This window comes from Pseudoalteromonas sp. SMS1 (assembly GCF_021530565.1).
Classification (GTDB): domain Bacteria; phylum Pseudomonadota; class Gammaproteobacteria; order Enterobacterales; family Alteromonadaceae; genus Pseudoalteromonas.
The window spans coordinates 26,161-50,858 of the sequence record NZ_JAKGBI010000022.1 but is presented as its reverse complement, the minus strand read 5'-3'; the positions used below and the strand labels follow the sequence as shown (position 1 = coordinate 50,858).

General features: G+C 42.0%; 20 protein-coding genes. 8 read left to right on the top strand and 12 right to left on the bottom strand.

Translation table 11 applies throughout. The features are described from left to right. Positions 1-259 precede the first annotated feature (259 nt). Complete coding sequence (locus tag L1286_RS20130; RefSeq protein ID WP_235408807.1) at positions 260-2,797, bottom strand: ABC transporter permease; 2,538 nt, start codon at positions 2,795-2,797, stop codon at positions 260-262. Further along, positions 2,794-3,444, bottom strand: coding sequence for an ABC transporter ATP-binding protein (locus tag L1286_RS20125; protein WP_235408806.1), 651 nt, complete (start codon positions 3,442-3,444; stop codon positions 2,794-2,796). The genes L1286_RS20130 and L1286_RS20125 overlap by 4 nt, the downstream gene beginning before the upstream one ends. 727 nt (positions 3,445-4,171) lie before the next feature. On the opposite strand from L1286_RS20125, the gene L1286_RS20120 reads away from it, so the two are divergent. Both L1286_RS20120 and L1286_RS20115 read left to right on the top strand, forming a co-directional pair. Continuing rightward, entirely contained in the window at positions 4,172-4,555 is a 384-nt protein-coding gene (locus tag L1286_RS20120) for a hypothetical protein (protein WP_235408805.1), read from the top strand. A gap of 89 nt (positions 4,556-4,644) precedes the next feature. Next, entirely contained in the window at positions 4,645-5,031 is a 387-nt protein-coding gene (locus L1286_RS20115) for a VOC family protein (RefSeq protein WP_235408804.1), read from the top strand. Positions 5,032-5,070: 39 nt separating this feature from the next. Here the strand turns inward: L1286_RS20115 and L1286_RS20110 are convergent, their stop codons facing one another. Then, the gene (locus L1286_RS20110; protein ID WP_235408803.1) at positions 5,071-6,276 is read right to left on the bottom strand and encodes an endonuclease/exonuclease/phosphatase family protein; all 1,206 of its coding nucleotides are present in this window, start codon (positions 6,274-6,276) and stop codon (positions 5,071-5,073) included. Positions 6,277-6,531: 255 nt separating this feature from the next. On the opposite strand from L1286_RS20110, the gene L1286_RS20105 reads away from it, so the two are divergent. After that, complete coding sequence (locus L1286_RS20105) at positions 6,532-7,257, top strand: sterol desaturase family protein (RefSeq protein WP_235408802.1); 726 nt, start codon at positions 6,532-6,534, stop codon at positions 7,255-7,257. 354 nt (positions 7,258-7,611) lie between these two features. Here the strand turns inward: L1286_RS20105 and L1286_RS20100 are convergent, their stop codons facing one another. The 3 genes from L1286_RS20100 to L1286_RS20090 form a co-directional block, all read right to left on the bottom strand. Continuing rightward, positions 7,612-8,310 (bottom strand): hypothetical protein, encoded by a 699-nt coding sequence (locus tag L1286_RS20100; protein WP_235408801.1) that lies wholly within the window; start codon positions 8,308-8,310, stop codon positions 7,612-7,614. A 481-nt stretch (positions 8,311-8,791) separates the two neighbouring features. Next, positions 8,792-9,376: a hypothetical protein gene (locus tag L1286_RS20095; protein WP_235408800.1), complete on the bottom strand. Its 585-nt coding sequence runs from the start codon at positions 9,374-9,376 to the stop codon at positions 8,792-8,794. 335 nt (positions 9,377-9,711) lie between these two features. Then, positions 9,712-10,068, bottom strand: coding sequence for a 2OG-Fe(II) oxygenase (locus tag L1286_RS20090; protein WP_235408799.1), 357 nt, complete (start codon positions 10,066-10,068; stop codon positions 9,712-9,714). A gap of 908 nt (positions 10,069-10,976) precedes the next feature. On the opposite strand from L1286_RS20090, the gene L1286_RS20085 reads away from it, so the two are divergent. The 3 genes from L1286_RS20085 to dbpA all read left to right on the top strand — a co-directional run bounded on the left by L1286_RS20085 (position 10,977) and on the right by dbpA (position 14,009). Next, on the top strand, positions 10,977-11,483 hold the full coding sequence (locus L1286_RS20085; RefSeq protein ID WP_235408798.1) for a phosphoribosyl-AMP cyclohydrolase: 507 nt from the start codon (positions 10,977-10,979) through the stop codon (positions 11,481-11,483). A gap of 483 nt (positions 11,484-11,966) precedes the next feature. Continuing rightward, complete coding sequence (locus tag L1286_RS20080) at positions 11,967-12,500, top strand: DinB family protein (RefSeq protein ID WP_235408797.1); 534 nt, start codon at positions 11,967-11,969, stop codon at positions 12,498-12,500. A gap of 120 nt (positions 12,501-12,620) precedes the next feature. Next, entirely contained in the window at positions 12,621-14,009 is a 1,389-nt protein-coding gene (gene dbpA / locus L1286_RS20075; protein WP_235408796.1) for an ATP-dependent RNA helicase DbpA, read from the top strand. A gap of 70 nt (positions 14,010-14,079) precedes the next feature. Here dbpA and L1286_RS20070 read toward each other — a convergent pair whose 3' ends face one another. Further along, positions 14,080-14,976, bottom strand: coding sequence for a response regulator (locus tag L1286_RS20070; RefSeq protein ID WP_235408795.1), 897 nt, complete (start codon positions 14,974-14,976; stop codon positions 14,080-14,082). A 79-nt stretch (positions 14,977-15,055) separates the two neighbouring features. Here L1286_RS20070 and L1286_RS20065 point away from each other — a divergent pair, with 79 nt between their 5' ends. Then, a complete protein-coding gene (locus L1286_RS20065) occupies positions 15,056-15,862 on the top strand; it encodes a chromosome partitioning protein ParA (RefSeq protein ID WP_235408794.1) in 807 nt (268 codons plus the stop codon). A gap of 77 nt (positions 15,863-15,939) precedes the next feature. On the opposite strand, the gene L1286_RS20060 is transcribed toward L1286_RS20065, so the two are convergent. Next, positions 15,940-16,830, bottom strand: coding sequence for a LysR family transcriptional regulator (locus L1286_RS20060; protein WP_235408793.1), 891 nt, complete (start codon positions 16,828-16,830; stop codon positions 15,940-15,942). Positions 16,831-16,941: 111 nt separating this feature from the next. On the opposite strand from L1286_RS20060, the gene L1286_RS20055 reads away from it, so the two are divergent. Next, positions 16,942-17,580 (top strand): NAD(P)-dependent oxidoreductase, encoded by a 639-nt coding sequence (locus L1286_RS20055; RefSeq protein ID WP_235408792.1) that lies wholly within the window; start codon positions 16,942-16,944, stop codon positions 17,578-17,580. Between the two features lie 217 nt (positions 17,581-17,797). Here L1286_RS20055 and L1286_RS20050 read toward each other — a convergent pair whose 3' ends face one another. From L1286_RS20050 to L1286_RS20035, 4 genes are all read right to left on the bottom strand, one after another. Further along, the gene (locus L1286_RS20050) at positions 17,798-20,920 is read right to left on the bottom strand and encodes an efflux RND transporter permease subunit (RefSeq protein ID WP_235408791.1); all 3,123 of its coding nucleotides are present in this window, start codon (positions 20,918-20,920) and stop codon (positions 17,798-17,800) included. Between the two features lie 5 nt (positions 20,921-20,925). Continuing rightward, complete coding sequence (locus L1286_RS20045; protein WP_235408790.1) at positions 20,926-22,005, bottom strand: efflux RND transporter periplasmic adaptor subunit; 1,080 nt, start codon at positions 22,003-22,005, stop codon at positions 20,926-20,928. Between the two features lie 255 nt (positions 22,006-22,260). Then, positions 22,261-23,478 carry an alkaline phosphatase family protein gene (locus L1286_RS20040; protein ID WP_442961760.1) on the bottom strand — a complete coding sequence of 406 codons (1,218 nt, stop codon included), beginning with the start codon at positions 23,476-23,478 and terminating at the stop codon, positions 22,261-22,263. Positions 23,479-23,632: 154 nt separating this feature from the next. After that, on the bottom strand, positions 23,633-24,661 hold the full coding sequence (locus tag L1286_RS20035; RefSeq protein WP_235408789.1) for a S66 family peptidase: 1,029 nt from the start codon (positions 24,659-24,661) through the stop codon (positions 23,633-23,635). Positions 24,662-24,698: the final 37 nt, after the last annotated feature.

Below are 24,698 nucleotides of genomic sequence, written 5' to 3'. Positions count from 1 at the left end.
AATAATGTAGTGATTTAATTTCAGTAAACACAAGTAAAAAACAATAAATTATGACAGTAAGCTGTCTTTTTATGCGTGCCCTTGTCGTCACTGATGAGATGAATGCGAATGAGGAAACCGCTGTGGAAGGGGCACACAGCCTCTGCATGTGAAGCATGCTAGAAACTGTAATACACTCATTTTGTTCACCATAAAAAAGTTGTGCCATATGAGATATGGCACAACTTTTTATTTTCTGGACTAAGCCTTTAAAACTCGCTTAGTCTCTTTGCTCCAGTAGGCTCGTTACACTTTGATCAAGCTGCTTAAGGCTAAGCCAAACCCCGCCCACGGCCACAATCATCACAATTAGGACCGCTTCGAGCAACAACATCAATTCATTTGGCCGATACGGAAATCCGAACCCTTGTTGGTATATCTGGCCAATGAATAAGTAAACCGATGTCAATGCACATGCTACGGGAATAATCGTTAAGATTGCCCACTCGGCTATCAACATATTTCGGCCCTGTTTTTCAGTCAAACCAAAGCTAAGCAGTAACCCATTTTTTATTTTGTCCCTTTGCAAATGAGTTTGAATTGAAGCGATAACTAATAGATTGCTCATTAACGCGATAAATAGCCCATAGGCTAAGGTGAGATACATAAATGTTTCGATTGTGCTGCGTACACGAGATAGCAATTCTTCAACTCGCAACATATGAATAGTCGGATAGGTTCGCCATATTTCTCCCAAATTTGCTAACCCGTGTTGAGATAAATCTACGCTGCCCATGTAATAGGTTTGCTCGCTGCTAACGGGTACACTCGCTTGATGTACAACAAACCAAAAAGTCACGCTGTCTTTTCCTGATCGGTAATGATGCACAGACGCAATTTGAAATTCGCGCGTTTGACTACCGATTTGCATTGTCAGTACATCGCCCAATGATAAGTTAAGCTCTTCAAAAACCTCTTGTTCCATAGAGATTGATGGCAACACTTGTATGTCGTACTGCCACTTCCCTTCCACAACCTTAATGTTGTCTGGTTGATTGTACTGCCAGTGCAGGTTAATGTTTCGCTCAAGTCTCGTACGAGAGTCGCTTGGCGGCGCATTAATTTGTGAAAGTACGACATCATTTACATGCGTAACACGCGCACTTTGAAATGCTTTAAACTGCTTGACCTTTCCCCCATGCTTTAACGTAAAAGCCTCAATGGCTTGCTTTTGTTTAAGATCTGCTTTAGTAACAAAAATATTTCCCTGATCCTCAAACAGCGCCCTTTCAAGTGCATTGTTCACATCTTGACCCACTCGAAAGCAAAGCAGCAGTAACGTTGCGCTCAAGCCTAATGCAACAATTTGCACAAGCTTCACATTCATTCGCTGCTTCATCAGCAATAAAACAAACGCCACAATACCACTTCTCCCTGTTAAACACCGGTGCGCAACACCAAGTAATCCCCATGTAAGTGCGAGTAAAAGTACCAAACAGACTCCAAGCCCCGCGAGTAGCATCCCTGTTAGCGTCCAATTGTCAGTGTTAATGAATACGACCACCAGCAAAGAGAGTAACGGGCATACACCGCCAACAAGAAATGTCATCGCATTGGTCTCTCGCTTTTCGAGCAACCCCCTAACTGTGCTCTTCAATAGCTTTATCCAGCTGGGAATTGTGAGCAGCGCATACAACACTACGCTCATCAGCAAAGCTTGCCCAATGCCAGTCATATCCCACATTAATTCAAAGGTATTGAACAGGTTTTGTTGTATAAATTGCTCAATAAAGGTTGCTAGAAGTAATGCAATCACCATCGCAGGCACAAAACTCACCAACAACATACTGATGATCAATGTGAGGATCAGCAGTGGCACCTGCTTTTGTTTTACCCCATTGGCCAGCATGACAGCCAACACCGATTGAATCGGTTCAATATGGCTACGCTGGCTCAACCACAAACACAAGCAGGTAAGTAAAACGATGACAAAGCTAATTAGTCCCATAAAGTTTTGCACTCGCTGCCAAGCGTGTGCCATTGGATAATTGTTCAACAACTTACTAACGACACGAATATCTGCGCTGTTGTTTTGCAGCTGCACTAACTGACTTGCTGATGTTAGGCTGTTGTGATTTATCAACACCTGCCTTTGTGCAGGGGTCATCTTAAGGTTAATCAGGCTCTCCTTGGATATCATTGCCCGTCTATCACTGCTATAACCTTGAATGATTCTATCAGGCTCGTTCAGCAGTAACGCACTGACGCGAAACTGACTTGCACCTAAATTAACTATCTCCCCAATATCAACTTTGAGTGCCCGAGCCAAATGCGGCTCTAACCAGATTTCACCAGCTTTTGGACCGGATGACACTTGCTTAGGCGTGAGACGCTGGCTGGTTGTAATAGCAATCTCACCATTAAGTGGGTAAGTACTATCAACGGCCTTGAGTTTTGTATGGCTAAAAGCATCACGCCCACTCAAAGTCACCTCATAACTTTCGAGGTAACTGTGCGTCTGTGCATGTGCTGTAATCCACTCCAATTCGGCACGCTTCCATACTCGATTCACGCTCAATTGTGTGTCTGCGCCAAGCATCGTTTGTAAATTGTGATTTAAGTATTTGTCTACGCCCTGCCCAAGCAAGCTGGTTAAACTCAAATATAAAAATAGCAAAGCTAAACTCAGCAGTGGGATCAGGTGCTTCCTTTGCTTCACTTGAACAAAGAATATTTTAACCAACCATAAGCTCGCACTGCGGTTAAATAAACGTGGGGGAATTTGACTATTCGAGTTAGGTACAAGGGCCTTTTTCATAACCTTAACTCTCCATTTTCTAAGTGATAAATTTTATCTAACTTCGCAGCCAGATTAAGATCATGGGTTACCACTATCATGGTCGTTCCCGCCGCTCTAGCACCTTTTTGCATATGTTCAAACACTTGTTCAGCTGTGCTTTGATCTAAGTTACCGGTCGGTTCATCGGCAAACATTATTTTCGGTTCACTACACAATGCTCTTGCAATCGCAACCCGCTGCTGCTCTCCGCCACTCAACTTGGTAACGGGCTGCATCGCTTGCGCTTCCATTTGTACGAGCCGTAATTTCTCAAACGCATGTTGCTCAGCACCTTTCATACCTTTTAACAGCATGGGCAAAGCGACGTTTTGTAATGCATTAAGCTCAGGTAAGAGATGAAAGTGCTGAAAAACAAACCCGGAGATATCATTAATCTCCGTGAGCAGCTCATTATTATAGAGATAGTTAATACTCCCTTGTTGTTGACTTTCTAGCCCAGCTAATAAAGACAACAATGTCGACTTACCAGACCCTGAAGCGCCGACAATGGCAACCTGCTCAGCGGGTTCAACAACCATTGAAATGGCTTTCAGCAAATGGAGCTGACTACCGTTAACTAGTTTAATCGCATGATCTAAACAGTTTACATCCAACTTAATTCCCATGCTCTCTCCTAAATTACCTCTTTTTTAATGGATAGGGCCAGAGTGCAGGCTAGGCTGTGAAATGAGTGTGAAGAGAAAACAATGCGCGCATTGCAGTCAACGTATGCGCTCATTATCTGCACATTTACATGTTCAATGGTTTGAGCTTGGCTTGCATGGTTTTGGGCGCTGCTCCATCTTTGTGTTGGTAGTCTATACTTGCTGTGTTGATTAGGCTTTAGGAGCCCTTACGAACAATTCTCAGTTTGCTAATCTACACGCCAATGTAGCAAAGTTAACTTATGTTCAATTGAGACACTCCGACAGCATATCGAAGATAGAATTACATCCAGCCATGTTAGTAAAACCATTGCTGAGCATGAGGCAGGTGTAGCAGAATGCGCTCACTAGTACACTAATATTTGAGATGAAGAAGCAGGATAAGTGGCATCCGTATTCTTGTGGGTTACAGCGAAGGTTAGAGCACTGGCAAGTGCGCCAGGTATTTATGTCAACACGGCATGGCGGTAGCGATATCAGCTATTACCTAAGCCAAAACAGAGCAAGCCTTCAAAGCGCCACGGGATTATTAAAATTGATGAGACCTGTATCAAATGAATTAATCAAAGGTAAGCGCAAGTTAATGATAGTGGGGTTGTTTTGTCGCCCTAACGAAAGCCAGCTTTATTCTGAAAAATCATATAGTTTATACTACCCTAATTAGGCTTATATAAGGGTTACTCAATTTATGAAGAGGCTTACTTTCGTACTATTTTCAGCATTGGGGTCTGCAAATGCAATAGCTCAGCAGGTGCTAAACCAACATGACAAAGTGTATGCTGAGTTATATGCAAACTATGTTTCCAAAGCAGCATTTGTAGCAATTTGTTCCAAGTTTGATGGTACTAAAAACTACGATAAGCCATTTAATAAATGGGTCGAGAAAAACAAAGAAGATATTGCGAAAGGAAGGGCTATTTTAACACGTCACTATAGCGCTCAAGGCGCTGATATTGATGAACTTTTTAACTGGAAGACAGATGCCGAAATGGATTTCTTCAAAGCGGGAACTCAACAGGAAAAGTTAGTTATATGCAACCGCGTGATAACATCCATATCGCCATCAGAATAAGCAATAGATAAATGATTGGAAAATATTAAAGTCTATCTTTATCAATACGTAAATGGATCCACCGACCGACAGTATCAGGAGCATGTACAGTGATATCACATTTAACACTCGGCACAAACAACCTCACTGCCGCCATAGACTTTTACGACCAGCTCCTTCAACCGTTACACGCCAAAAAAGTAGCAAAAACAGAGCAAGTTGTTTTCTATGCCTTCAAAGATTCAGGTACTAAGCTGGCTATCACTCAGCCTCATAACGGAGAACTTGCAACGTCGGGAAATGGTACCATGCTCGCCTTGCGAGTCACGACTCAAACTTTGGTTGAGACCGTGTATAACCTTGCTCTCAGCTTGGGTGCGCAATGTGAAGGAAAGCCAGGTGAACGAGATAATGGCGCTTACTTTGCAGCTTACTTTAGAGATTTAGACACTAACAAGCTGGTGGTATTCCACAGAGCTGACACCGTTAAACGATGACCGTATTCGGGGGAAGGTGACTCCCCCGAATACGCGCTATCAATTTGAGCAAGTAAGCTGTGGGAGCTTAATATCAACCCAAACTAATCTGTGATCTGAAGAGGCACTTCGATCTGCAACCAATTCTGCGCCATCACTGTCAACTTTAGGCCAAAAAACACCGCTATTTACGACGGTTAAATTCGCGGATGGCAATACATAATCTGCGCGCATTCCCCAATGTGCAGTATGAGTTGGTCCATTTTCATTTTCAGGTTTATTCAAAGTACCACCCAATGATGTCGGCGCTGGGTAATGATTAACACGTGTATGCTGCAAGAGCTGGTTAATCGCATTTGGGTGCGCATCACCATCCACTGCACTGGCGTTTAAATCGCCTAAAATGACAAACGAAGGATTATTGATCCCACCATATTGTCCTTCATCATCATAGAGATAGCTATTGCCGGACTCACTGATGTAATCTTTCCACATTCGAATTTCATCATGGTTTCTTCTACCATTTCTGTCTTCTGGCCCATCAAATACAGGCGGAGTGGGATGACTAGCCAAGATATTAATCTGCGTATTACACACCCTCAGAGGAATATCCCAATGTGATTTTGAAGACAGCCTCATGATTGATTGTTCATCATTACTAAACCAACTTTGTCCACTTGAGTCCTTAGGCATTAAGTGGTTAGGCATGTCTTTCCACAAAAAGTGCTGAAATGTTCTCACTTTATTGGCCTCAATGGGAAATTTTGACAGTAAAACCATGCCATATTGCCCAGGGTATTTACCAAACCCATAGTGTGTTAAGCGCGAATGCTTGCCTGATAACGGCGTTTTTACCCCTGTATTAACTGGCGCAAGATATACATACGGATATTCGATAGGCTCAAATCCGTTTTGTGCCACCTCTAGGTAAGCTTTTTGGAATAGAGCAATGCCTAACCCCGTGTCTTCAATGTAGTCAAATTCGTTGAGCAAAATAATATCCGGGCGCGTTCTTTGGATAATTTCTGCAATATTATTAATTTGTTTTACCTTGCCGCTTTTTAATGCATTGGTTAACGCATTCCCTGATACATCAATGTTTGTTTGATTATGATAATTGGTCGCCTCCATACTGACATTAAAGGTCGCCACTCTTAAGGTTTGTTCACTTTGTGTCATAGTCTCGGATCCACCTGTTGATGTCAGCTGACAACCAGATCCCATCAGAGATACAGCTAAAACAATTGATAAAGAAAGGGATTTCATAGATAACCTAGTGCAAACTAATTAGGGCGCTATTCTAGCGTCCTATGTTTAAAATGAGTGTTAATAATATATTATTTATTTGAGATTAATAGCACCTTATAAGTTCTATGAATGCCTCAGATACCATCAAAAGCAAGTCTCGGTATACCTAGGCAAATCATAATCATGCCATTTGAGATATTGGTTTAGGACTCGCCAAGTGCTAAATTAACAACACCTCTCGTACATTTACCAATAAGGTTGAGCTAAGCACAAATGGAATTACTTACTTTCGCCATTGTCATTACCGTATTTCTATGTGTTTTCACCTTAGAAGTGATTGCCCCGGCCTCTCAAAATACGTGTGACCGACGCTGGATGGTGCTCGCTTCAAGCATTAGCTTATTCCAATCTCTTGTTGCCATTATTGCTGGGGTTGTATTTGTAGAAACATTGAATGCGCTGTCTCTGTTTAATTTCAGTGCCATGAATATCATTACACAAGGCACGCTTGGCTTTTTGCTTACTAGCTTCATCGCATATTGGTGGCACAGAGCAATGCACAAATTCGATTTACTTTGGCGCATATTTCATCAACTACATCATAGCCCTAGGCGCATTGAAGCGCTCTCAGCTTTTTACTTACACCCTTTTGACGGTATCGCTGCGACATTTATAAACGCCCTAAGCTGTTACTTGATACTGGGGCTAAATGCCTATGGCACAGCCATCAGTCTCATTATTGCTGCTGTGTACAATATTTTTATACATGCAGATATCAAAACCCCTTACTGGCTCGGTTATATTTTGCAGCGACCTGAAATGCACCGAGTGCACCATAAACATATGCATCATGCTCAAAACTATGGTTTAGCAATTTGGGACATACTATTTGGTACTTTTTCTAATCCTAAAGAATATATCAAAGACGTCGGCTTTGATGAAGCACGTGAGAGCAGAGTTTATGACATGCTTAAAACCAAAGATGTATATAAGCAATAAGTTTGAAAGACATGTGACATTTTTAACAATTCGTAGGTATTTAATTAGAGCTAACATCACAACATTATAATACGTATTTGCCGCACGCTGGTGTCGCTTATATTAAGGTTATTTGGGCATGATTAATTTGCCCCGGATATGCTTCATGTCATGTGCTGCTGTCGACTTTGTCATTGGTACAATCCACTTCAGACTCCCTTATCATTGACTCACCACGTATCAGCATCAGTCTTATGGGTCTCAGTCTTGAACCCAGAACCACTTCAATAGCAATGCACTCTATGCCTCAGATAAGAAAACGTAGCCTAATATTGAGCTGGCACTATTTTACGAGTATAAATAAGCACTGGTTTGTCAAAGAATGTCATCAAAAGAAATTTCTGAAAGCGAGCTTGGCATACTCTTTTTATGCAGCTTAAATTTTTCCTCTCCGCGCCCTTTATCAATGCGCCGAGCACCACTCACTAACTCAACTTGATAATAGTGCTCAAATTGATTACCAAAGGTATCTGAATATGAGATTTTCACATAGCGCTCAATCTCGAAAGAGGAATATCGTAAGTCGCGTTTTCTCAATTGTTCAGAAAACGCTCTTTCCAGGTCGCAGAATTGTCCATGATTATTTCTGCCAATTACTACAAACATTAAATTTTGCGCATTTTGCGATACGCTCACGCCACTATAATAGTTACTTAAGGCAATATAGCTGGTTATCACTTTTGGATTTTTAATATTTTTATAGGCTTTTATATTAAGGAATATTGCAAGTTTACAGTTGGCTTCGAATGCTGGCGCACCTAAGTTCACGATTTCTATGTTGTCGTCTTCCACCTTGTTGGTATCAGGATTACGAGTCATCTTTGCCATTAAATGGATATTTGGAGAGCTCTGTTGCAACGCGACTTTGTATTGAGCCGAAGCTAAACGCGTTTGTTTGCGTGCAACCAAAAGCTGAGCTGTGGAAACTAAAATCGCCATCATACTTAAGAAAACGGCCGCCGCAGTTTCAAAGAAAATTTTATGCTTTAATAACCACTCAGCAATCTCCTCCATATTCCCTCCAAGTTACAGTATATACTGCAATTATAATTATCTGATCCAAGTGTTAGAGATGATAAAGCCTCAAACAGGCGATATCGCATTTTAAATTCAACCGTTCGGTGTTGCATTCATCACAGGCGTTAATTTAATTCCTGCTAAAGGCTGGTAAACGGGGCCAAATAAAACACCATAAATAGAAGAAAAGCAGATATATAAACCTATTGAATATAGATGCTCAATGGCCATTGCTGGCATATTTGAATTTACTATAAGCTGGATAGGCGCATAAAAGCGAGCGGTAAAACGCATGCGTTTGGCGGCTAAATCATGAGATGACCGACAAGCGCGAAACCCCAAGTTGGCTAACGCCCTAAACTACAGGCTTACATAACTTAAATCGCAAAATTAACACGGTTATTTTGCTTACCTGATTCAATCAACACAGAGAAGCTGCGCAAACCTTTCTATTAATTACTTGCACAGCTTTTTCAACTTAATTCAAAGTTGAGCTATGAGTTTCAGAGTGTGCTTTATGAAGCAACTCCACTTGTGCAATTTTTGTATCGGCTTGCTCTTTAGTCATTACATTTTGATCTACCAACCACTTGAACTTATTTATTTCACTTTCTAGCTCATTTCCGGGGTTAATTTCACCATACCAGTCTAATAATTGAGCACTTCTTCTTTGATTTAATTCACTAACTATATTGTCATGCTTCTTATCTTGAATAATAAAGATATTGCCACGTTCCGCTTGATAGACAGAGTACTTAATCTTGGAAAAATGCGCCCAAGTAACACACGCTAAACCAACAATTAACCAAAACCCTTGACCTGATAATGTTGCTTGAGAGTAGATAGCGTAACCAAGCTGAAAAATGCCTAAAGCTATCCATAAAAAACCGACATTTCTTAACCATTCATTTTGCTCTATTTTAATCATGCACTTTTTAGGCACATCGGCATAATTAAAGTCAAGGTCACCAGAGCCACTTTTGTCTTTATATGCGAAATTGAAGCGTTCTTTCTCGAAAGTAAAAGTGTGTTTAATCGCTCTTTTCTTCTGTACTATTTCCATTTAAATAATCTCAATGTTTGTCCACTACTTTGACCCATTTGTAGGGTCGGTCATTGGCGTTAGAATAATTGACTGAGATGCAAAAGCCAACTAGATTCTCCTGACATATTGGCATTGAACCATGTTGTAAACTCGTCTATCCGTTATAACGTTATTTAACTAACCGGCTCCACATCAATGCACGTCAATAATTAAATATCTCTATGCGCCACAACGCCAATCTACAACCTGTAAACGCATACTTTTTTGATTTTTGAAGAAGCACATTGCTCGATGAAATGAGCCGTATTGACCGCAACTAATTTACATCAACGAGAGATAAGTGATTAGTTGCACTACTCGCTGTTTCTGACCCAGCCAATACTCAATAGGTAACGATTGCCTTTCTCTATTTTTAAAACTTGATGTTCACAATCGTCTGGGCGAAATAGTTTGATGCGTTTTGTTTCAAAAATTGGGGTAGCGCAAATAAATTCTCCTCCTTGCTTGGCATTTTTAAGGACAATATTTAATCGATAATGCTTAGCGGATTGCACTTTATCTGTGTGAGGAGGTACTTCACTTCCTGTTGGAAATTTAAGTAAGTATGTATCAAACCTTATTGGCCAAGTTGCGCCGCAAAGTAACATTTTGTCATACCCAGTGTTTTGTCGACCTCGTTCCCACCGAAATAACTTATTAAAAACAGACATAACGCTTCTCTAAACGCCGCAACAGATACGTGCCACAATACAGTAGTTGTATTGTTTACGGAATATTTAATCGCATGCCTATTCAGCCATACTTTATATTACGAAGCATATCAGCCCAAAACCACGTACTTGGATATGTTCTTGAATTTAACGCTCGATTTCATAGAAATTGAATCAAAGCCGCTGCGTTCCTAGTATGAAGAGTTAGACGGCTTCAATGCTACCTAGTCTTAATTTAACCAGTCTTCATAAAGTGAAACGCCACCAAGTATATCAATATGTAACCATTCTAAAGTGACTGGGGTGAGGTATAGCGCAAAGTGGCAACGACAATACTTTAAATGTTATGTCGTAACTTGCTCTGGCTTACACCGTTTCCTCCACAAAGCCCTGCTTTACTTGCAGTAAAAAGCACACAACTACCTTGATTCAATTTCACTGCCTATTTGACCTCAACTTAAAGTGTGAAAAAAGCAACAATAAAATAAAAAACCAATACTTGTTTATTTTTAAATTACATTATTAGTTTTTTTCAAGTTTAAAAGTTAACAATTTATATACTTTAAAATCAGACACTTTGTACTTGAACTGCTTTAACACCCCACTCATTTAGAGCTTAAGATGTTGTAATTATTGATATAGAAATACATTACTGATAGCTTGGCCCAACGCTTGATTTTAAAGGTTTTACGACAGCCCCAATAATTAAATAAAGCACAATAAAAACAATGCAATTATTGGTGTTTGAATAAAGCCCAATGACCTTTTAGTGAGCGGTAAATATGACAAAAAAGGAAATGTGAATTTTAGATTCGCTGTGCATATTTGCGGTTTACGGCAATGTCCATGTGATAAGAATTTTAAGTTACACCACGAGCATATTTTTTATATATATAAGGAGAAATTTAATGAAAAAATTAATCGCAATGTCACTTGTTATGGCTGGTGCATTTAATGCAAATGCAAACTCAATTTCAACGGTGGAAGTTGAAGCCGCACAAAAAGGATGGGGAGAAGGCATTGTCAAAATTGGGCAGGCAAAAGATCCTAAAAAAGCAGCGGTCAAACATTTAGAAGAGTTTTATGCATTTGGCCAAGGCCAAGTCCTTTTTAAACCTACCTTGGCATCAGTTGACCAGTTTAGAGGGACCAAAAAAGAAGCCTTGTCTTACTTTGTAGGTCAAGATCTTGCCGAAGATAAAGGCTTTGCTTTGGCCCCTTACACCAAGGTTCGTTGGGAAAATGAAGGGATCATCACGGATGGTGATTCAGCCATTTCAATGGGTAACTACTTCTTCACTAAAACCAATGGTGAAGAAATCAAGGTTGAATACTCTTTTGGTTATATTAAAGATAAAAATGGCAAACTAAAAATCAACTTACACCATTCTTCGCTTCCATTTAATCTTCAATAATAAAAAAACGAAGGTGCATAGCGCAGCTCTGCTGCGCTTTTGTTTGCTGACTTTTGCTTTTCATAGGACAACACAAGAAAAACACAGCTAAAGAAATAGCGCACAGTGATCTATCTATTTTTAATAGCCATACATTACACTTCTTCCTGACCAAGTAGAAAGGCTTTGAGTTGGTTGCATGGCGATATTTTATCATTTCTCGTACTTAGAAAAACCAAACGCGCAAACTGACTGACCCTAGACAAAAAGACTATCAGTATTGCATTAGCGCCCCCCCTCTTCTGTAATCGGTTGTACGGCGCCATTGTGACGACAAGAATCTTGCAAAGTAGCGCCAGAGTGTTCACACGAACTTTGAGCTTCATTAGTATGCGATGTGTGTTTTGAACTTGTTTCTAAATTAAAGTACGCTAGCCCCAAGGGCTCGATTTACTCGTGTCACCAAATTGAGCATATCGCGTTTACACCCATTCGGAGCTCGTTATGTCTAATCTATCCAGCAGTTTTGAGTTAATGGCGCAATACAATCAATGGATGAACAAAAACATCTATGATGCTGCTGCAACTTTATCCATCGATGAATTGTCTCGCGACCGAGGCGCATTCTTTGGTTCAATTTTGGCAACGCTCAATCATATTTTGGTAGGTGATACCATTTGGCTTACTCGGTTTGCCACACACCCAGCCAAATTTGCCTCACTTAAGTATATGGATCATATTGCATACCCACAGTCGCTTGACCAAGTACTTTATTCCAATTTTAATGAACTAAGACAAGCACGTTTCGAGATGGATCATGTTATTAAAGCGTTTGCGTCTGAACTCACTGAGGATACGCTCCAAAGCAGATTGGCCTATCGCAGTACAAAAGGAACGTATTTTAGCAAAGACTTTGGTTATCTTGTTCAACACTTTTTCAACCATCAGACACATCACCGCGGCCAAGTTTCTACATTGCTCACTCAATTAGGAGTCACCATCGGTGATACAGATTTACTACTGATCATCCCCGAGTAATCATTTTATGCAAAATGCGCCTCGTCGAATCTGGTCGTAAAAAGTTGAGAAAGCATATTCACACTTCAGAGTGCATGCGTGTTATCATTCGCTTTTATTCCACAATAGATGATATTTGTTTTGTCTCAGCCGCTATTTTCAACTTTACCGCTATCAAATGCCCTGTTAGATAACCTAGACTCACTTGGCTATAAAGCCATGACTGAGATCCAAGCGCAAACACTGCCCAAAATTTTGGCAGGCATCGACCTTATTGGGCAAGGAAAAACGGGGTCAGGCAAAACCGCTGCATTTTCTCTTGGGCTCTTGCACAACTTAAATGTTAAACGATTTCGTGTACAAGCGTTGGTTGTGTGTCCAACACGTGAGCTCGCAGATCAAGTTGCAGTCGAGATACGAAAATTAGCCCGCGCAATTCACAATATCAAGGTGCTCGCGCTATGTGGTGGTGCGCCAATGGGACCCCAAATCGGCTCTTTAGAGCATGGTGCACATATCATCGTTGGTACACCAGGGCGCATCGAAGAACATTTACGAAAAGGTCGCCTGTGTTTAGATGAAGTCAATACCTTCGTACTGGATGAAGCGGATCGCATGCTAGAGATGGGCTTTGAAGATTCAATCGACTGTATTCTCCAACACTGTCCAAGCAAACGTCAGAATTTACTCTTTAGTGCCACTTATCCTCCCAAAATTGAGCAGCTGGCAAAACACATTATGGATAACCCTGAAAAAGTCACGGTTACGGCCACCCATGATCATGCCTCGATTGAGCAATACTTTTATGAGGTTGAGAGTAATGATGTGCGGTTACATGCCGCTCAAAAGCTCCTGTTAAAATTCCAACCCAATTCTGCCGTCGTATTTTGTAACACTAAAGCAGAGTGTCAAACGGTCTGTGATAGCTTGAAACAATTAGGTTTTGATAGTGCGGCATTACACGGTGACCTTGAACAAAAAGACCGTGACCGTACGTTAGTTCGGTTCGCAAATAAGAGCTTGACCATTTTAGTAGCGACAGATGTTGCCGCACGAGGTATCGATGTTGACCATGTCGATATGGTACTCAACTACCACATTGCGCACGATCCTGAAGTGCATGTTCACCGAGTTGGTAGAACAGGCCGAGCTGGTAACAAAGGGATTGCCTGTTCACTGATGAGTTATAAAGAGTCTCATAAAGTGAACGCGTTGGAAGACTATTTAGACACCCGTATCGACCCTACAAACCTGCCATCAGATGATGTCCTAAATAATCAAATTGCTCGTGCCCCGATGGTTACTTTACAAATTGATGGTGGTAAGAAAGCGAAACTAAGACCAGGTGATATATTGGGTGCACTCACCGCAGATAAAAGCATCGTAGGCACACAAATAGGTAAAATCAAAGTAACCGCCATGACATCTTATGTGGCAGTCGAGAGAAAGATCGCCAATAAAGCACTGAAAATGATCACAGAAGGGAAGATGAAAGGCCGCAACTTCAGAGCAAAAAAAGCAACTCATTAACTCTTTATCAAAAGGAGATCATGCCATACGCTGATCTCCTTGCCTAACTAAGCATATCTGCCACAGTAATTTACACTCCCACAATCAGCATTTTACCCTGTGCCATGCCCTCTCTTTCACAACTCAGATCCATACGGCTATTCAATGGGTATTTATAGATCATGTCGAGTTTAGGATGAATATTGTGCACACACTTACAACTTTTAACGTACAAACTCATTTTACTTTGGTTGTCTAAAAATGCATAGGCCGTCTTACTGAGTGCTTCTTTGCAGGCCGTCATGATATCGTTGTTAATCTGATTCATGTGGATAGCCTGCTGCGCTTCTTCTTTGTGAACGACTTTCACGCTACTGGCTAACACGCAAGCAGCATACACATCCAGCACCCCAATGACCCGAACTTTTTGGCTTCCTCTTTCAGCATAAACCACCATCACACAAGGTAATTTGCTCTCATCAAGCGTTTGTGAACGAATGGGTTTTAAAATGAGGCTTTCACTGATGTTTTTCTGCATTAAACGTTCTAATGCATCCGTTTTTGGTAATGCAAGCCCATCTTTCAAAGGCACAGCTTGCTCAGTTATAAATTCTTGCGCTTCCAGCTCCAATACGAGTGGCTTAATCATCTGACACAATTGCTCATCAGAAAAAGGTTTACACAGGAAAAACGCACAACCTAATGACTTTGCGTATAAAATTTGTTCTTCATCATCAACAGTCGATATCATCCCTACAGGTATCTCTGGGTGCGTTTCAACAACTGATTGAAGTAATTCGATACCTGTTTTCTCAGGCATATGCCAATCGGTCAGTATTATGTTCGGTTGCCAGTCATTAACCAATTTAAGCGCATCATCCACACTCGTTGCACACGACACGAATAGCTTTCTGTATTCAAATTGTTGAAGTGCACGTCGGATAATTTCACAAGTTGCATGGCTGTCATCAACTATCAGAACTTTCACATCCACCCCTATATTAATTTTTCTTATTCAGTATAGGCAGAATTTTGTACTAAAACTAAACTTATCTTATTGATAATAAATGCAGCGAAGATTATCACAGATGCTTCCGATTGAAGTTTACCAATATATCGCCCTCAATTTCGGGCTCCTTATTCTTGCCGCTTGGTTTTATATCTTGTTGTTGATTTTAAGAGAGTTTCGTAAATTTGCAGGTATTTTTATATCTGGTACAGGGGCGCACTCTACGCACTCTGAGGAAATTATGACGTTATGTAAAGATTCTGTTGAGAGAGCCAGTCAATTTAATATTCAACATGAGCAAACCATCTCTGAACTATTACACGTTCAGGCCAATCTCGAAGCACAACTTGCTCAAATACGCGCTTCTACTGCCGATCACATAACCAAAGAGGAACAAAGCTCAATTAATGAGCTCAATAAAAAACTGTCACGTTCTCACAAATTGATCAAAAGGCTCAAGGGTGACCTCGATATCAGTGGCAAAAAACTAAAACACGCCAAATCGAAATTAGAAGACCAATTTCAATCCGTTGGCACACTACAAGAAGAAAACAGCAGCTTACAAAAGGAAATAGAGCAACTTAAAGTAGAAATCCAAACAGTGCATCAATCCACTCCCCCTTCAAACGAGCAAGAAATACATGCCATCGTCAAACAATACGAAAGACAAATAGAAGAACAAAACCAGCTTATAGAGCAACTTTCATTAGAACAGCCAGAGCAAGGTGGTGAAGAAATTCAGCGAGAACTGCATCAGGCCAAGCAAAAAATAAAGCACCTCACTAAAGAGAACAAATTTATTGAAAGTCGTTACTTAGAAGCGGTAAAACAAGCGGACGCCGACAAGGCCCGAATATTGAAGTAATAAGTGATTAAACTAATTGAGGTGACTAGTTGAGTACATTACATACCACTGAAGCAGAGAAATAACTCCCTTTTTTATCAATGAGGTTCGATGTCTTCCAGCCATAGCGCTGCAAGATAATCAATAAATGCTCTCACAACAGGTTGCTGATAGCTGCGCGACAGATACACTGCCCACAACTGACTGCTGGCAATGTGATAATCCTCAAGGATCGGTATCAATGCCCCTTCATTGATATGGGTACGTGCAATATCATATGGCAATAACGCAACCCCAACCCCACTCATTGCAGCCGCAACAAGGGTTCTGACATCATTGCACACGAGCGGGCCTGAGACTTTCACCGAATGTACCTTGTCGTCTTTCACACATCGCCACCTATCATTAGTTAAATGCACCAAACAAGGATACTCAGCCAATTCGGAAGGTGTGTTAGGCACCCCGTGTATTTTAAGGTAGTTGGGAGATGCACAGATACATGCACCAATTTTCATCAAAGGGCGCGCAATGAGGTTATCATCTGGCAAATTTGTGTAGCGCAGCGCAATATCAATACGTTCGTCAACCAAGTTGGAGAAGCTATCATTGGCATGAATATCTATTTTTACCCCTGAGTGTTCCTTTAAAAACTGACTCACTGCGGCGATTAACATCGTTTGAGAAAAGCCTATCGGGCTAGATACCTTAATTGTACCGCGCAGTTCAGATTTATTAGCATAACTTTGTGCGATCAGCGCACTCGTTTCATCCAAGATCCGTTCAAACCGGCGCAAAGCTTGTTCACCTTGCTGAGTAAGGCTCACTTTTCGTGTGGTTCTGTGCAACAGCCTTTGCTCTAGCCACTGCTCTAATTCTTGTACATGCCGCGATACTTGCAGGCGACTTAAATTAAGTTTTTCGGCTGCTTTTGTGAAACTCGACAAGTGTGCCACTTCTACAAAACTTTTGATTGCGGTGATCCGATCCATACTATTAGGTTCACTTTTTGATACAATCTGCATCATTTATTGGAGATTATTTCATATTAGTTTTCTTTTAGTCTAAGCACAACACAATACAAATCGATAAAAGAGGAACATATGAAGTTAGTCGTATTAGGTGCATCAGGTTGGATTGGCAGTCATATTGTGGCAGAGGCCAGCTCAAGAGGCCATGAGGTAACTGCCCTTGTCCGCAACACAGAAAACTACGAGGTTCGCAATGTGACGGTTAAGCATTTTGATTTAAATAATGTAAACCATGACATCGCATCATTTGTCGCTGATGAGACTGTGTTTGTTGCCGCCATTGGTGGACGCGCACTTGGTAATCACGACATCGTAGCGCACACTGCTTCGACATTACTCGCCAGATTACCGTCAACGACCATTGATAGACTGGTTTGGGTGGGTGGTGCTGGATCACTTGAAGTTGCTCCGAATGTAAAGCTGATTGATACACCTGAATTTCCTGCCGAATATCAAGATGAGGCCATTGCCCAAAGCCAAGCACTTGATATATTTAACACAGCACAAAAGACACTGGATTGGACATACATAAGCCCAGCTGCGGAAATCTTTCCTGGAGACGCCAAACGAGAGTATCGTATCGGTTTTGATCAGCTGCTTACCGATGCAAACGGCGCAAGTAGAATTACCGTGTCCGATTACGCAATCGCGTTAGTAGACGAGATTGAGCAAGCCCAATACATTAATAAACGTATCGGTGTCGCTTATTAATCAACACCCCATTTAAGTGGGCGAAACTGACTATGAATGCCCACAGGATGTCGGATACCGGGCTGGATTCATATCAGCCCGTTTATATGTTAATCACGTGAACTTGCATCACCGTATCGAAGACCAATTAAGTAGGTCTCGCTATTAATTACGGTTGATGCCAGAATTTAAGCACATCCCGTTTCACCTAAAGAAAAAGGAGCCTTAGGCTCCTTTTTTATCGTGCATGTTTATTACTTAGGACGCTAACCAGCAACGCTGGTAAGAATGTCAAACTCAATATCATTGAAAACACAATCCCGCACAACACGATGATACCAACTCCGCGATAGAGCTCAGTGCCATCACCCGGAATAAAGACCAGAGGTGCAAGGCCGAATAATGTCGTTGCCGTTGACATTAAAATTGGTTTCAATCGTGTTGCCACCGCTTGCTTAACAGCAGCAACGACTTCCATGCCTTGATCAACCACCAGCTTTCGTGTTTGGTCGACAATCAAGATTGGGTTATTTACCACTGTGCCCAGTAGAATTAAGAAACCTAGCATGGTGATCATATCAAAAGGTTGGTGGAACGGTGTCATACCAAAACTTGCCAGCAACACATTCACACCATTTACCGAAATTAAGCCAAGCAATCCTCCGGCCATACCCAAAGGTACCGTCGCTAAAATGAATAATGGATAACGCCAATGAGTAAATATCGCCACGAGCAACAAATAACTCAATACCAATGCCACCACGAAATTACTCGACAGTGACGCCTGAGTTGCTTCCAATTGGTCAGCAGCACCGCTAATTGAAACCTTTGTGCCCTGTGCTATTTTACCCTGCTGCCACAATGTTGGCAGTAGTTCAGTTCGCACTATCTCTTCAGCGGTCTCAAGCGCTACATCTCTTGGCGGAATGATATAAACGGTCACCGTTCGCTTGCCATCCACACGGCGTAAACTGTCACTATTTTTACTTTCCACTAAATCAGCCAATGCACTGAGCGGTAGAACATCACCTGATGGTGTCACGATGGGCGATGTCGCCAACTGTTCTATCGTTTGCTGTTCATTTTGATGACTGAAAATGAACATATCTATCTTGTCATCATTGAGAATAAACTCGTCAACATACGCACCATCACTGAGCGAAGAGATCGTGTACCCAAACTCACTTGAACTGATCCCAAGTTCAGCTAAACGCTGCCACTTCGGTTTTATCTCTATGAGTGGTTGATCCAAGCTCAATGCGCGAGGATCTGAGTTAATTTGTGGGTTATCAAAAGTTAACTGTGCTTGCTGATATACAGCTTCTGCTGCACTGTAGAGGTCAGGCAAACTACTCCCTGCAATATCCACCGCAACAGCCCGAGTACCGCCATCATTGCTCGAAATGATCGATCCTCTCGCTGAGAAGGCGCGCATCTTATCATAGCTTCTAAATTTAGCCGTTATAGCATCCATCATCGCTTGAATATTATCAGGGTCTGTGGGCGCACTTAAAAACCAAATACGCCCGATTGACACTGACATCGAATAGTATGCCAGAGGTGGCATGTCCGTCTCACCTTTGTCAAACGCGTCACTTGGCGCATTCACATAGCCATTGAAATATACCCGAAGTTCATCTCCTATCTCTTTCATCTCAGACAAGTTATAGCTTGGTGGTGCAATCATCATAGAGAAGGCTTTTGGCTCCTCTCCCTCGGGTAAGTATTCTGCAGCAGGCATAAGCGCGTATGCAGCACCCAAAGTAACAACAACGAACCCAACGGTAATGGCCGTTGCTCGTGCTTTAGTCGCGACACAAAAAGACACCAATCCTAACCAGCGCTTTGAAAGAGAGACGGTTTTGAGTGTTTCTTTACGATTCGGCAAATTCGCAAGGGTGGTAGGCACAATAAAAATCGCCACTAGCATCGACGCAATGATGGCTGATGAAACAGCAATTGCAATGTCTGAATACAGCTGTCCTGCTTCTTGCTCTACAAATAAAATAGGAGCGAACACCAAAACAGTGGTTGCGGTAGACGCCAATACCGCAGGCCATACTTCTTTCACCCCTTTTATCGCGGCATGCAATTTACTGGTACCGCGTTTGTTTGCTTGAACAATGGCCTCGAGTACCACAATTGTGTTATCCACAGTCATACCAATCGCAAACGCGACCCCAGCTAAAGAAATAACATTGATAGTACGGTCAAACAACATTAGGCCAAGAAATGCGGCAATGGTACAGATTGGAATACCGATCACGCCGACCAACGTTGCGCGACCCGAACGCAAGAACCAAAACATCACTAAGGTGGCCAGTAATGCACCGAGTGCTAAGTTGGTCCAAACGTTTTTAAGTGAGCTTTCAACGTATTGCACGTCATCACTCATAAGTAATAACTCTAGACCGTTTTGTGCGAGCAGTTCTTGATTAATCTGTTCAATGACAGGTAGCATTTGCTGTTTAATGTCGATGACATTCGAGCCGCTCTCACGTCTTACGGAAAGCCGTAAAGTGCGTTCACCGTCAGAGTAGGAAATGCCACGTAGCTCAAAATGGTCCAATGAGACAACCGCCACGTCTTTTAATTTGGTTGTTACGCCGCCTTGCTCAGAAACAATTAAATTATCAAGTTCACTTAGCTGTTCAAAACGACCGACCATGCGTAATAAGTATCGACTCGGACCACTTTCTATATCTCCAGCTGATGCGTCACGGTTACGAGCTCTAATTGCACTTCTCAAATCCGTAACACTTAAACCTCGTTGAGCCAGCCGACTTGGATCAACATTGATTTGAATTTGCCTTGCTGCACCGCCACCCACGCCCACTTCTGACACGCCCTGAACGCTTTCCATACGAGGTCGGACAAAATCTTCGGCAAAATCTCTTAACATATCGACATCTAAATCAAGTGGATTGCCTGTTTGGGGCTTCAGTACAAAATGCATAAATGCGTTAGATGAGAACGAACTGGAGTACAGCCTCGGTTGATCCACATTCTCTGGATAACTAGGCACTTGACTCAAGGCATTATTAACCCGGATCAGCGCATCATTGACATCAACACCAAATGGGAACTCCAGCTCAATTCTGGCCGAACCCATATTAGAATACGACACCATACGCTTTAAATTTGACAAGCTTCTTAAGTAACGCTCTTGCTCAACTAGGATCTCTTTTTCAACATCCTGTGGGGTCGCACCTGGCCACCCAGTTTGGACAGTAATCGTCCTAACTTCTAAGTCGGGGATCATCTGAACAGGAATTTTAAGTGCAGTAACCAATCCCAAAATGCAGATGATCAAAGATATTACGGCAACTAAGGTGCCGCGCTTTACGGCGCTTTCAATCATATCATTTAGTCCTTACTCACCGTAATCTCACTGCCGGTTTTTAGTAGCTGTACAGCAGTCACGATAATTGGAGACGTTAGCGCTGTATTGTCACCTGACACGGCCGAAATCATTACTTGTTCGCCCCGTTGTTCAAGGATCCTAACGGTGTGCCTTTGTGCCGTATTACCGTTTGCGACAAATACACTTAGCGCGCCATCAGGGTGATATTTCAACGCTGATTTTGGTACCCAAACAGCCTGTGCCCCCGTGCTGGGTAATTCAATTTCAACTTGCGCTGACATACCTGCAACAAACCCTGCTTGGTTTGGCACTGCCACGTGGACAATAAAACTACGGGTGGATTCATTAATAACAGGCACTATGGCCTGGATACGCCCATTAATTAGCTTGGTTTGATCGTAATCTGGCTTTATGACTAGTTCCGTAATTTGGCTATTTGAGAACGCATTAATGTACTCTTGGGGCACAGCAACGCTCAACCGCAAGTCGTCCACAGAGACCAGCGTAAGTGTGTGCGTTTGTGTTGTGACCCACTCTCCTAAATCCACATTGCGTTTCATCACGACCCCCGCAAAAGGGGCAAATAAAGTTTGCCTTCTGAGCGTTTCTTTATTCACGGCGAACGTAGCGCGTGCTTTAGCAAGTTCTGCGGTCGCAGCAGCAACCCCTGCACGACGTTCGGCAAGTAATGTTGGCGCGACGAATTGTTTTTTGGATAGAGACTCTACTTCCTCGAGCTGACGCTGAGACTCCAAAAGCGCCACTTGCGCTGATTCTACAGAAGCTTGGCTTTGCTCTAATTCAAGCTTGGCGAGAGTGGGGTCGAGCTTTAACAGTGCTTGACCCGTTGTCACGGCATCACCGACTTCCACCAATAAGGTATTTACAACACCCGCTTCTAAACTGGCAAGGGTGGCATTTTGTTTTGCTTCGACAGTGCCGCTTAAGACTAATTTATTTTTATATTGTAGGTCCTTGGCTTGAAAAACCGCGACTTCCACTGGCGCGCTCCATGTAACAGTAGACCAACTTAGTAGAAGAAAAGTCATCACTACTGATACAAACGCAGATTTACAGCGCATTTTTACACCTCAAATGATTATTGTTTTTAACAAGATACTACGAATAAGTTTGTCGAACGTTTAAATTGCGACAAATCTACTAATCTAGAAGTTGACGGTCAAAAAGTATCTGTGGCTCTATCATGAAATCACATATTGATGACTTTGTGTCCGCCAATTTAAGTACCTTACGCTTGACGTACCTCACTCTAATTCATTAAGTGTGTAAAAAGTGTGAATATGTACGACGTAATACATGGTCATATTCACACCGTTCTAGTTGCTTTGTTTGCGCAAAGCGGGTGTCAGTGTTTTGCCATCTCCGTCGACTTTAGATAAGAGTTTCAGGTCAAGTACCTCTGCAATCATCGGATAAATATCAAGATTATTCACTTGTGCGAGCGTCGCACCGGTTTTGAATGCTGGACCATGCGCAACAAAGATTGCCGCCATTTGTTGACTATACGGATAGCCATGAGTGCCTTTGTAAGTGACACGTTTCTGAGTGCCAAAAGCAAAAGGTGGGCGAGTTTCGATGATGATATCGGCAGTCGTCTCGTTGATGGTCACTCCGCGCTCACGCAGCATATTATGACTGAGTACTTCAAAACGACCTTGCCCCTGCTTAGCTAAATGTGCTCTTAGCTTTTCAATGTCGACGTTGGCGTGTGACTGCTTGTATAGATGCGTGCGTGTTCCACCATTTTTCACTTTAAAGTCGTCCAAATTGAAGCCTAGTTCATTGAGTACAATTGTTTTGTCAGGGTCAACGGATGCCATGCCATGATCGGAAACCAGAATAAGATTTACGTCCTGATCGACTTCCGATTGCAACCTTGACCAAAGTTGCCCGATCAATTTATCTACCTCTTGAACAGCATCATATGTCTGTTTGGCATCTGGACCAAAGTCGTGCCCCATGTCATCCACCAAAGAAAAATAGCCAGCCACAAACCTGGGCCTTTGCGAAGCAGATAACTGTAGCCAAGACAGAATTTGATCTACTCGTTTTTGATAATCACCACGTTTTGAATAATGCATGTAGTAGCTAGCGGTTCTGCCATTGAACCGTGCATCTGACTCAGGCCAAAAATAAGTGGCCGCTTTCACGCCCTGCATTTCAGCCAGGTTCCACAAAGGAATACCATTAAGCCAAGTGCTGTCTTGCAAACCTCGGCCCATTTTGTAGCATTCATCGCGGCGTTTATCACAAAAATAATTATCGATAATGCCGTGGTTTGACGGCAGCAAGCCAGTAATAATTGATAGATGATTTGGAAAAGTTTTAGTTGGGTAAACAGGACGCATGTGGCTTGCACGTACACCTGCATTTGCAATGCGGGCAATATTTTTAGCATTATGCTTTTCAATATAATCCCATCTAAATCCATCTATAGAAATTAAAACAACACTTTGCTCATTATTGTTAGCCAATGAGCAAAAAGAAAAAAACATAAAAAATATAAAAGCCAATACAGCCAAAAAGCACTTCATTGTTATTCTCATCATTTTAAAATTTCAGGTACTGTATATGGTAAATATTTAAAATTGGAAGGCCGAAAGACCGAAATGGAGAATATTTTATATTTATTTTTTAAATTAGTACGTAGTGAATATATTTGACATAGTCGTGGCAATGCCACGACTATCAGATTAATGATTGAGAAACGGTGGCAACATGATTATCAAGCGTGATATTTGCATATGCACCATTCACTAAGGTTAAGTTAGGTGCCAAATGACTGATATCCACATCATAAATCACAGGAATGGACACTTCACCAAGCGCCATCTCAAGCGCCTCAATGCTGCTCAAAGGCGCCCCACTTTCATCGGGAACGGCATTGCGTCCAATTAAAATGCCAGCGGCATTTTTAAACGCGCCTTGTAGCTTTAGCCCTTGCAACGCTCTATAGTACTGAGTAGGCTTTAACTCGGCATTTTCGAAGTAAAATATATACGGGCCATCTATATGTAACTCCGGCTTAAAATACTCCGAGCCATAAAGCATAACATGAATATCCAAACACCCTCCGATTAAACGTCCGGAAAACTCTACAGACTCAGAAAGGACACTTTTTTTATTTAGTAATTTCCACCTCACTGGTTCAGTCAAATTAAATTGCGCGGTCGGGTCCACAGCGTAATCAGCATAAGTCGCTTCAAAGTATTTCGCACTCGACTGCTCAAAACGGCTGCCTTTAGGTAATCGCAAAAAATCAAACACGCTTGATGTAAGTGGATCTGATTGGTTTAAGCTCAATTGCATCAAGTTCGTACAATGGCACGTTGCCCAACCCAATTTGGAGCTAATGGCTGTCAGCAACGTACTGATATCAGAAAAGCCGAGTAACCACTTAGGTTTTGCGTTATGCAAGCTCGCCCAATCAAGTTCTGGTAACAAGTCCATCGCAATTTCACCACCCCAAGGCGCCATAATCGCATCAATATTGTCGTCTTGTAAAAATTGCATCAGCTCTTTCAAGCGCATATCGCGTGGTGCGCTGACATACTGTTGGTTATCCCTCAAGCACTGTCCTTCTAGTACTTCAAACCCCCGTGTGCGCAAATCTCTCAGCACCAAATCAAGTCTTGCGTGTAGGGGCGCTGGTACGCCAGAAGAAAATGCCGTAATTGCAATTGTACTTCCTTGGGTTAAAGGGGCCGGATACAACATTACTCCTCCTTACTTTTTTATTCTTTGGTGATTAATC

Bases quoted from the DNA above. Each gene is read 5' to 3' on its own strand.
- L1286_RS20050 (WP_235408791.1), bottom strand. From the start codon at position 20,920: ATGATTGAAAGCGCCGTAAAGCGCGGCACCTTAGTTGCCGTAATATCT.
- L1286_RS20040 (WP_442961760.1), bottom strand. From the start codon at position 23,478: ATGAAGTGCTTTTTGGCTGTATTGGCTTTTATATTTTTTATGTTTTTT.
- L1286_RS20090 (WP_235408799.1), bottom strand. From the start codon at position 10,068: ATGTCTGTTTTTAATAAGTTATTTCGGTGGGAACGAGGTCGACAAAAC.
- L1286_RS20045 (WP_235408790.1), bottom strand. From the start codon at position 22,005: ATGCGCTGTAAATCTGCGTTTGTATCAGTAGTGATGACTTTTCTTCTA.
- L1286_RS20085 (WP_235408798.1), top strand. From the start codon at position 10,977: ATGAAAAAATTAATCGCAATGTCACTTGTTATGGCTGGTGCATTTAAT.
- L1286_RS20065 (WP_235408794.1), top strand. From the start codon at position 15,056: ATGCAGCGAAGATTATCACAGATGCTTCCGATTGAAGTTTACCAATAT.
- L1286_RS20120 (WP_235408805.1), top strand. From the start codon at position 4,172: ATGAAGAGGCTTACTTTCGTACTATTTTCAGCATTGGGGTCTGCAAAT.
- L1286_RS20110 (WP_235408803.1), bottom strand. From the start codon at position 6,276: ATGAAATCCCTTTCTTTATCAATTGTTTTAGCTGTATCTCTGATGGGA.
- L1286_RS20095 (WP_235408800.1), bottom strand. From the start codon at position 9,376: ATGGAAATAGTACAGAAGAAAAGAGCGATTAAACACACTTTTACTTTC.
- L1286_RS20080 (WP_235408797.1), top strand. From the start codon at position 11,967: ATGTCTAATCTATCCAGCAGTTTTGAGTTAATGGCGCAATACAATCAA.
- L1286_RS20130 (WP_235408807.1), bottom strand. From the start codon at position 2,797: ATGAAAAAGGCCCTTGTACCTAACTCGAATAGTCAAATTCCCCCACGT.
- L1286_RS20105 (WP_235408802.1), top strand. From the start codon at position 6,532: ATGGAATTACTTACTTTCGCCATTGTCATTACCGTATTTCTATGTGTT.
- L1286_RS20100 (WP_235408801.1), bottom strand. From the start codon at position 8,310: ATGGAGGAGATTGCTGAGTGGTTATTAAAGCATAAAATTTTCTTTGAA.
- L1286_RS20055 (WP_235408792.1), top strand. From the start codon at position 16,942: ATGAAGTTAGTCGTATTAGGTGCATCAGGTTGGATTGGCAGTCATATT.
- L1286_RS20060 (WP_235408793.1), bottom strand. From the start codon at position 16,830: ATGGATCGGATCACCGCAATCAAAAGTTTTGTAGAAGTGGCACACTTG.
- L1286_RS20035 (WP_235408789.1), bottom strand. From the start codon at position 24,661: ATGTTGTATCCGGCCCCTTTAACCCAAGGAAGTACAATTGCAATTACG.
- L1286_RS20125 (WP_235408806.1), bottom strand. From the start codon at position 3,444: ATGGGAATTAAGTTGGATGTAAACTGTTTAGATCATGCGATTAAACTA.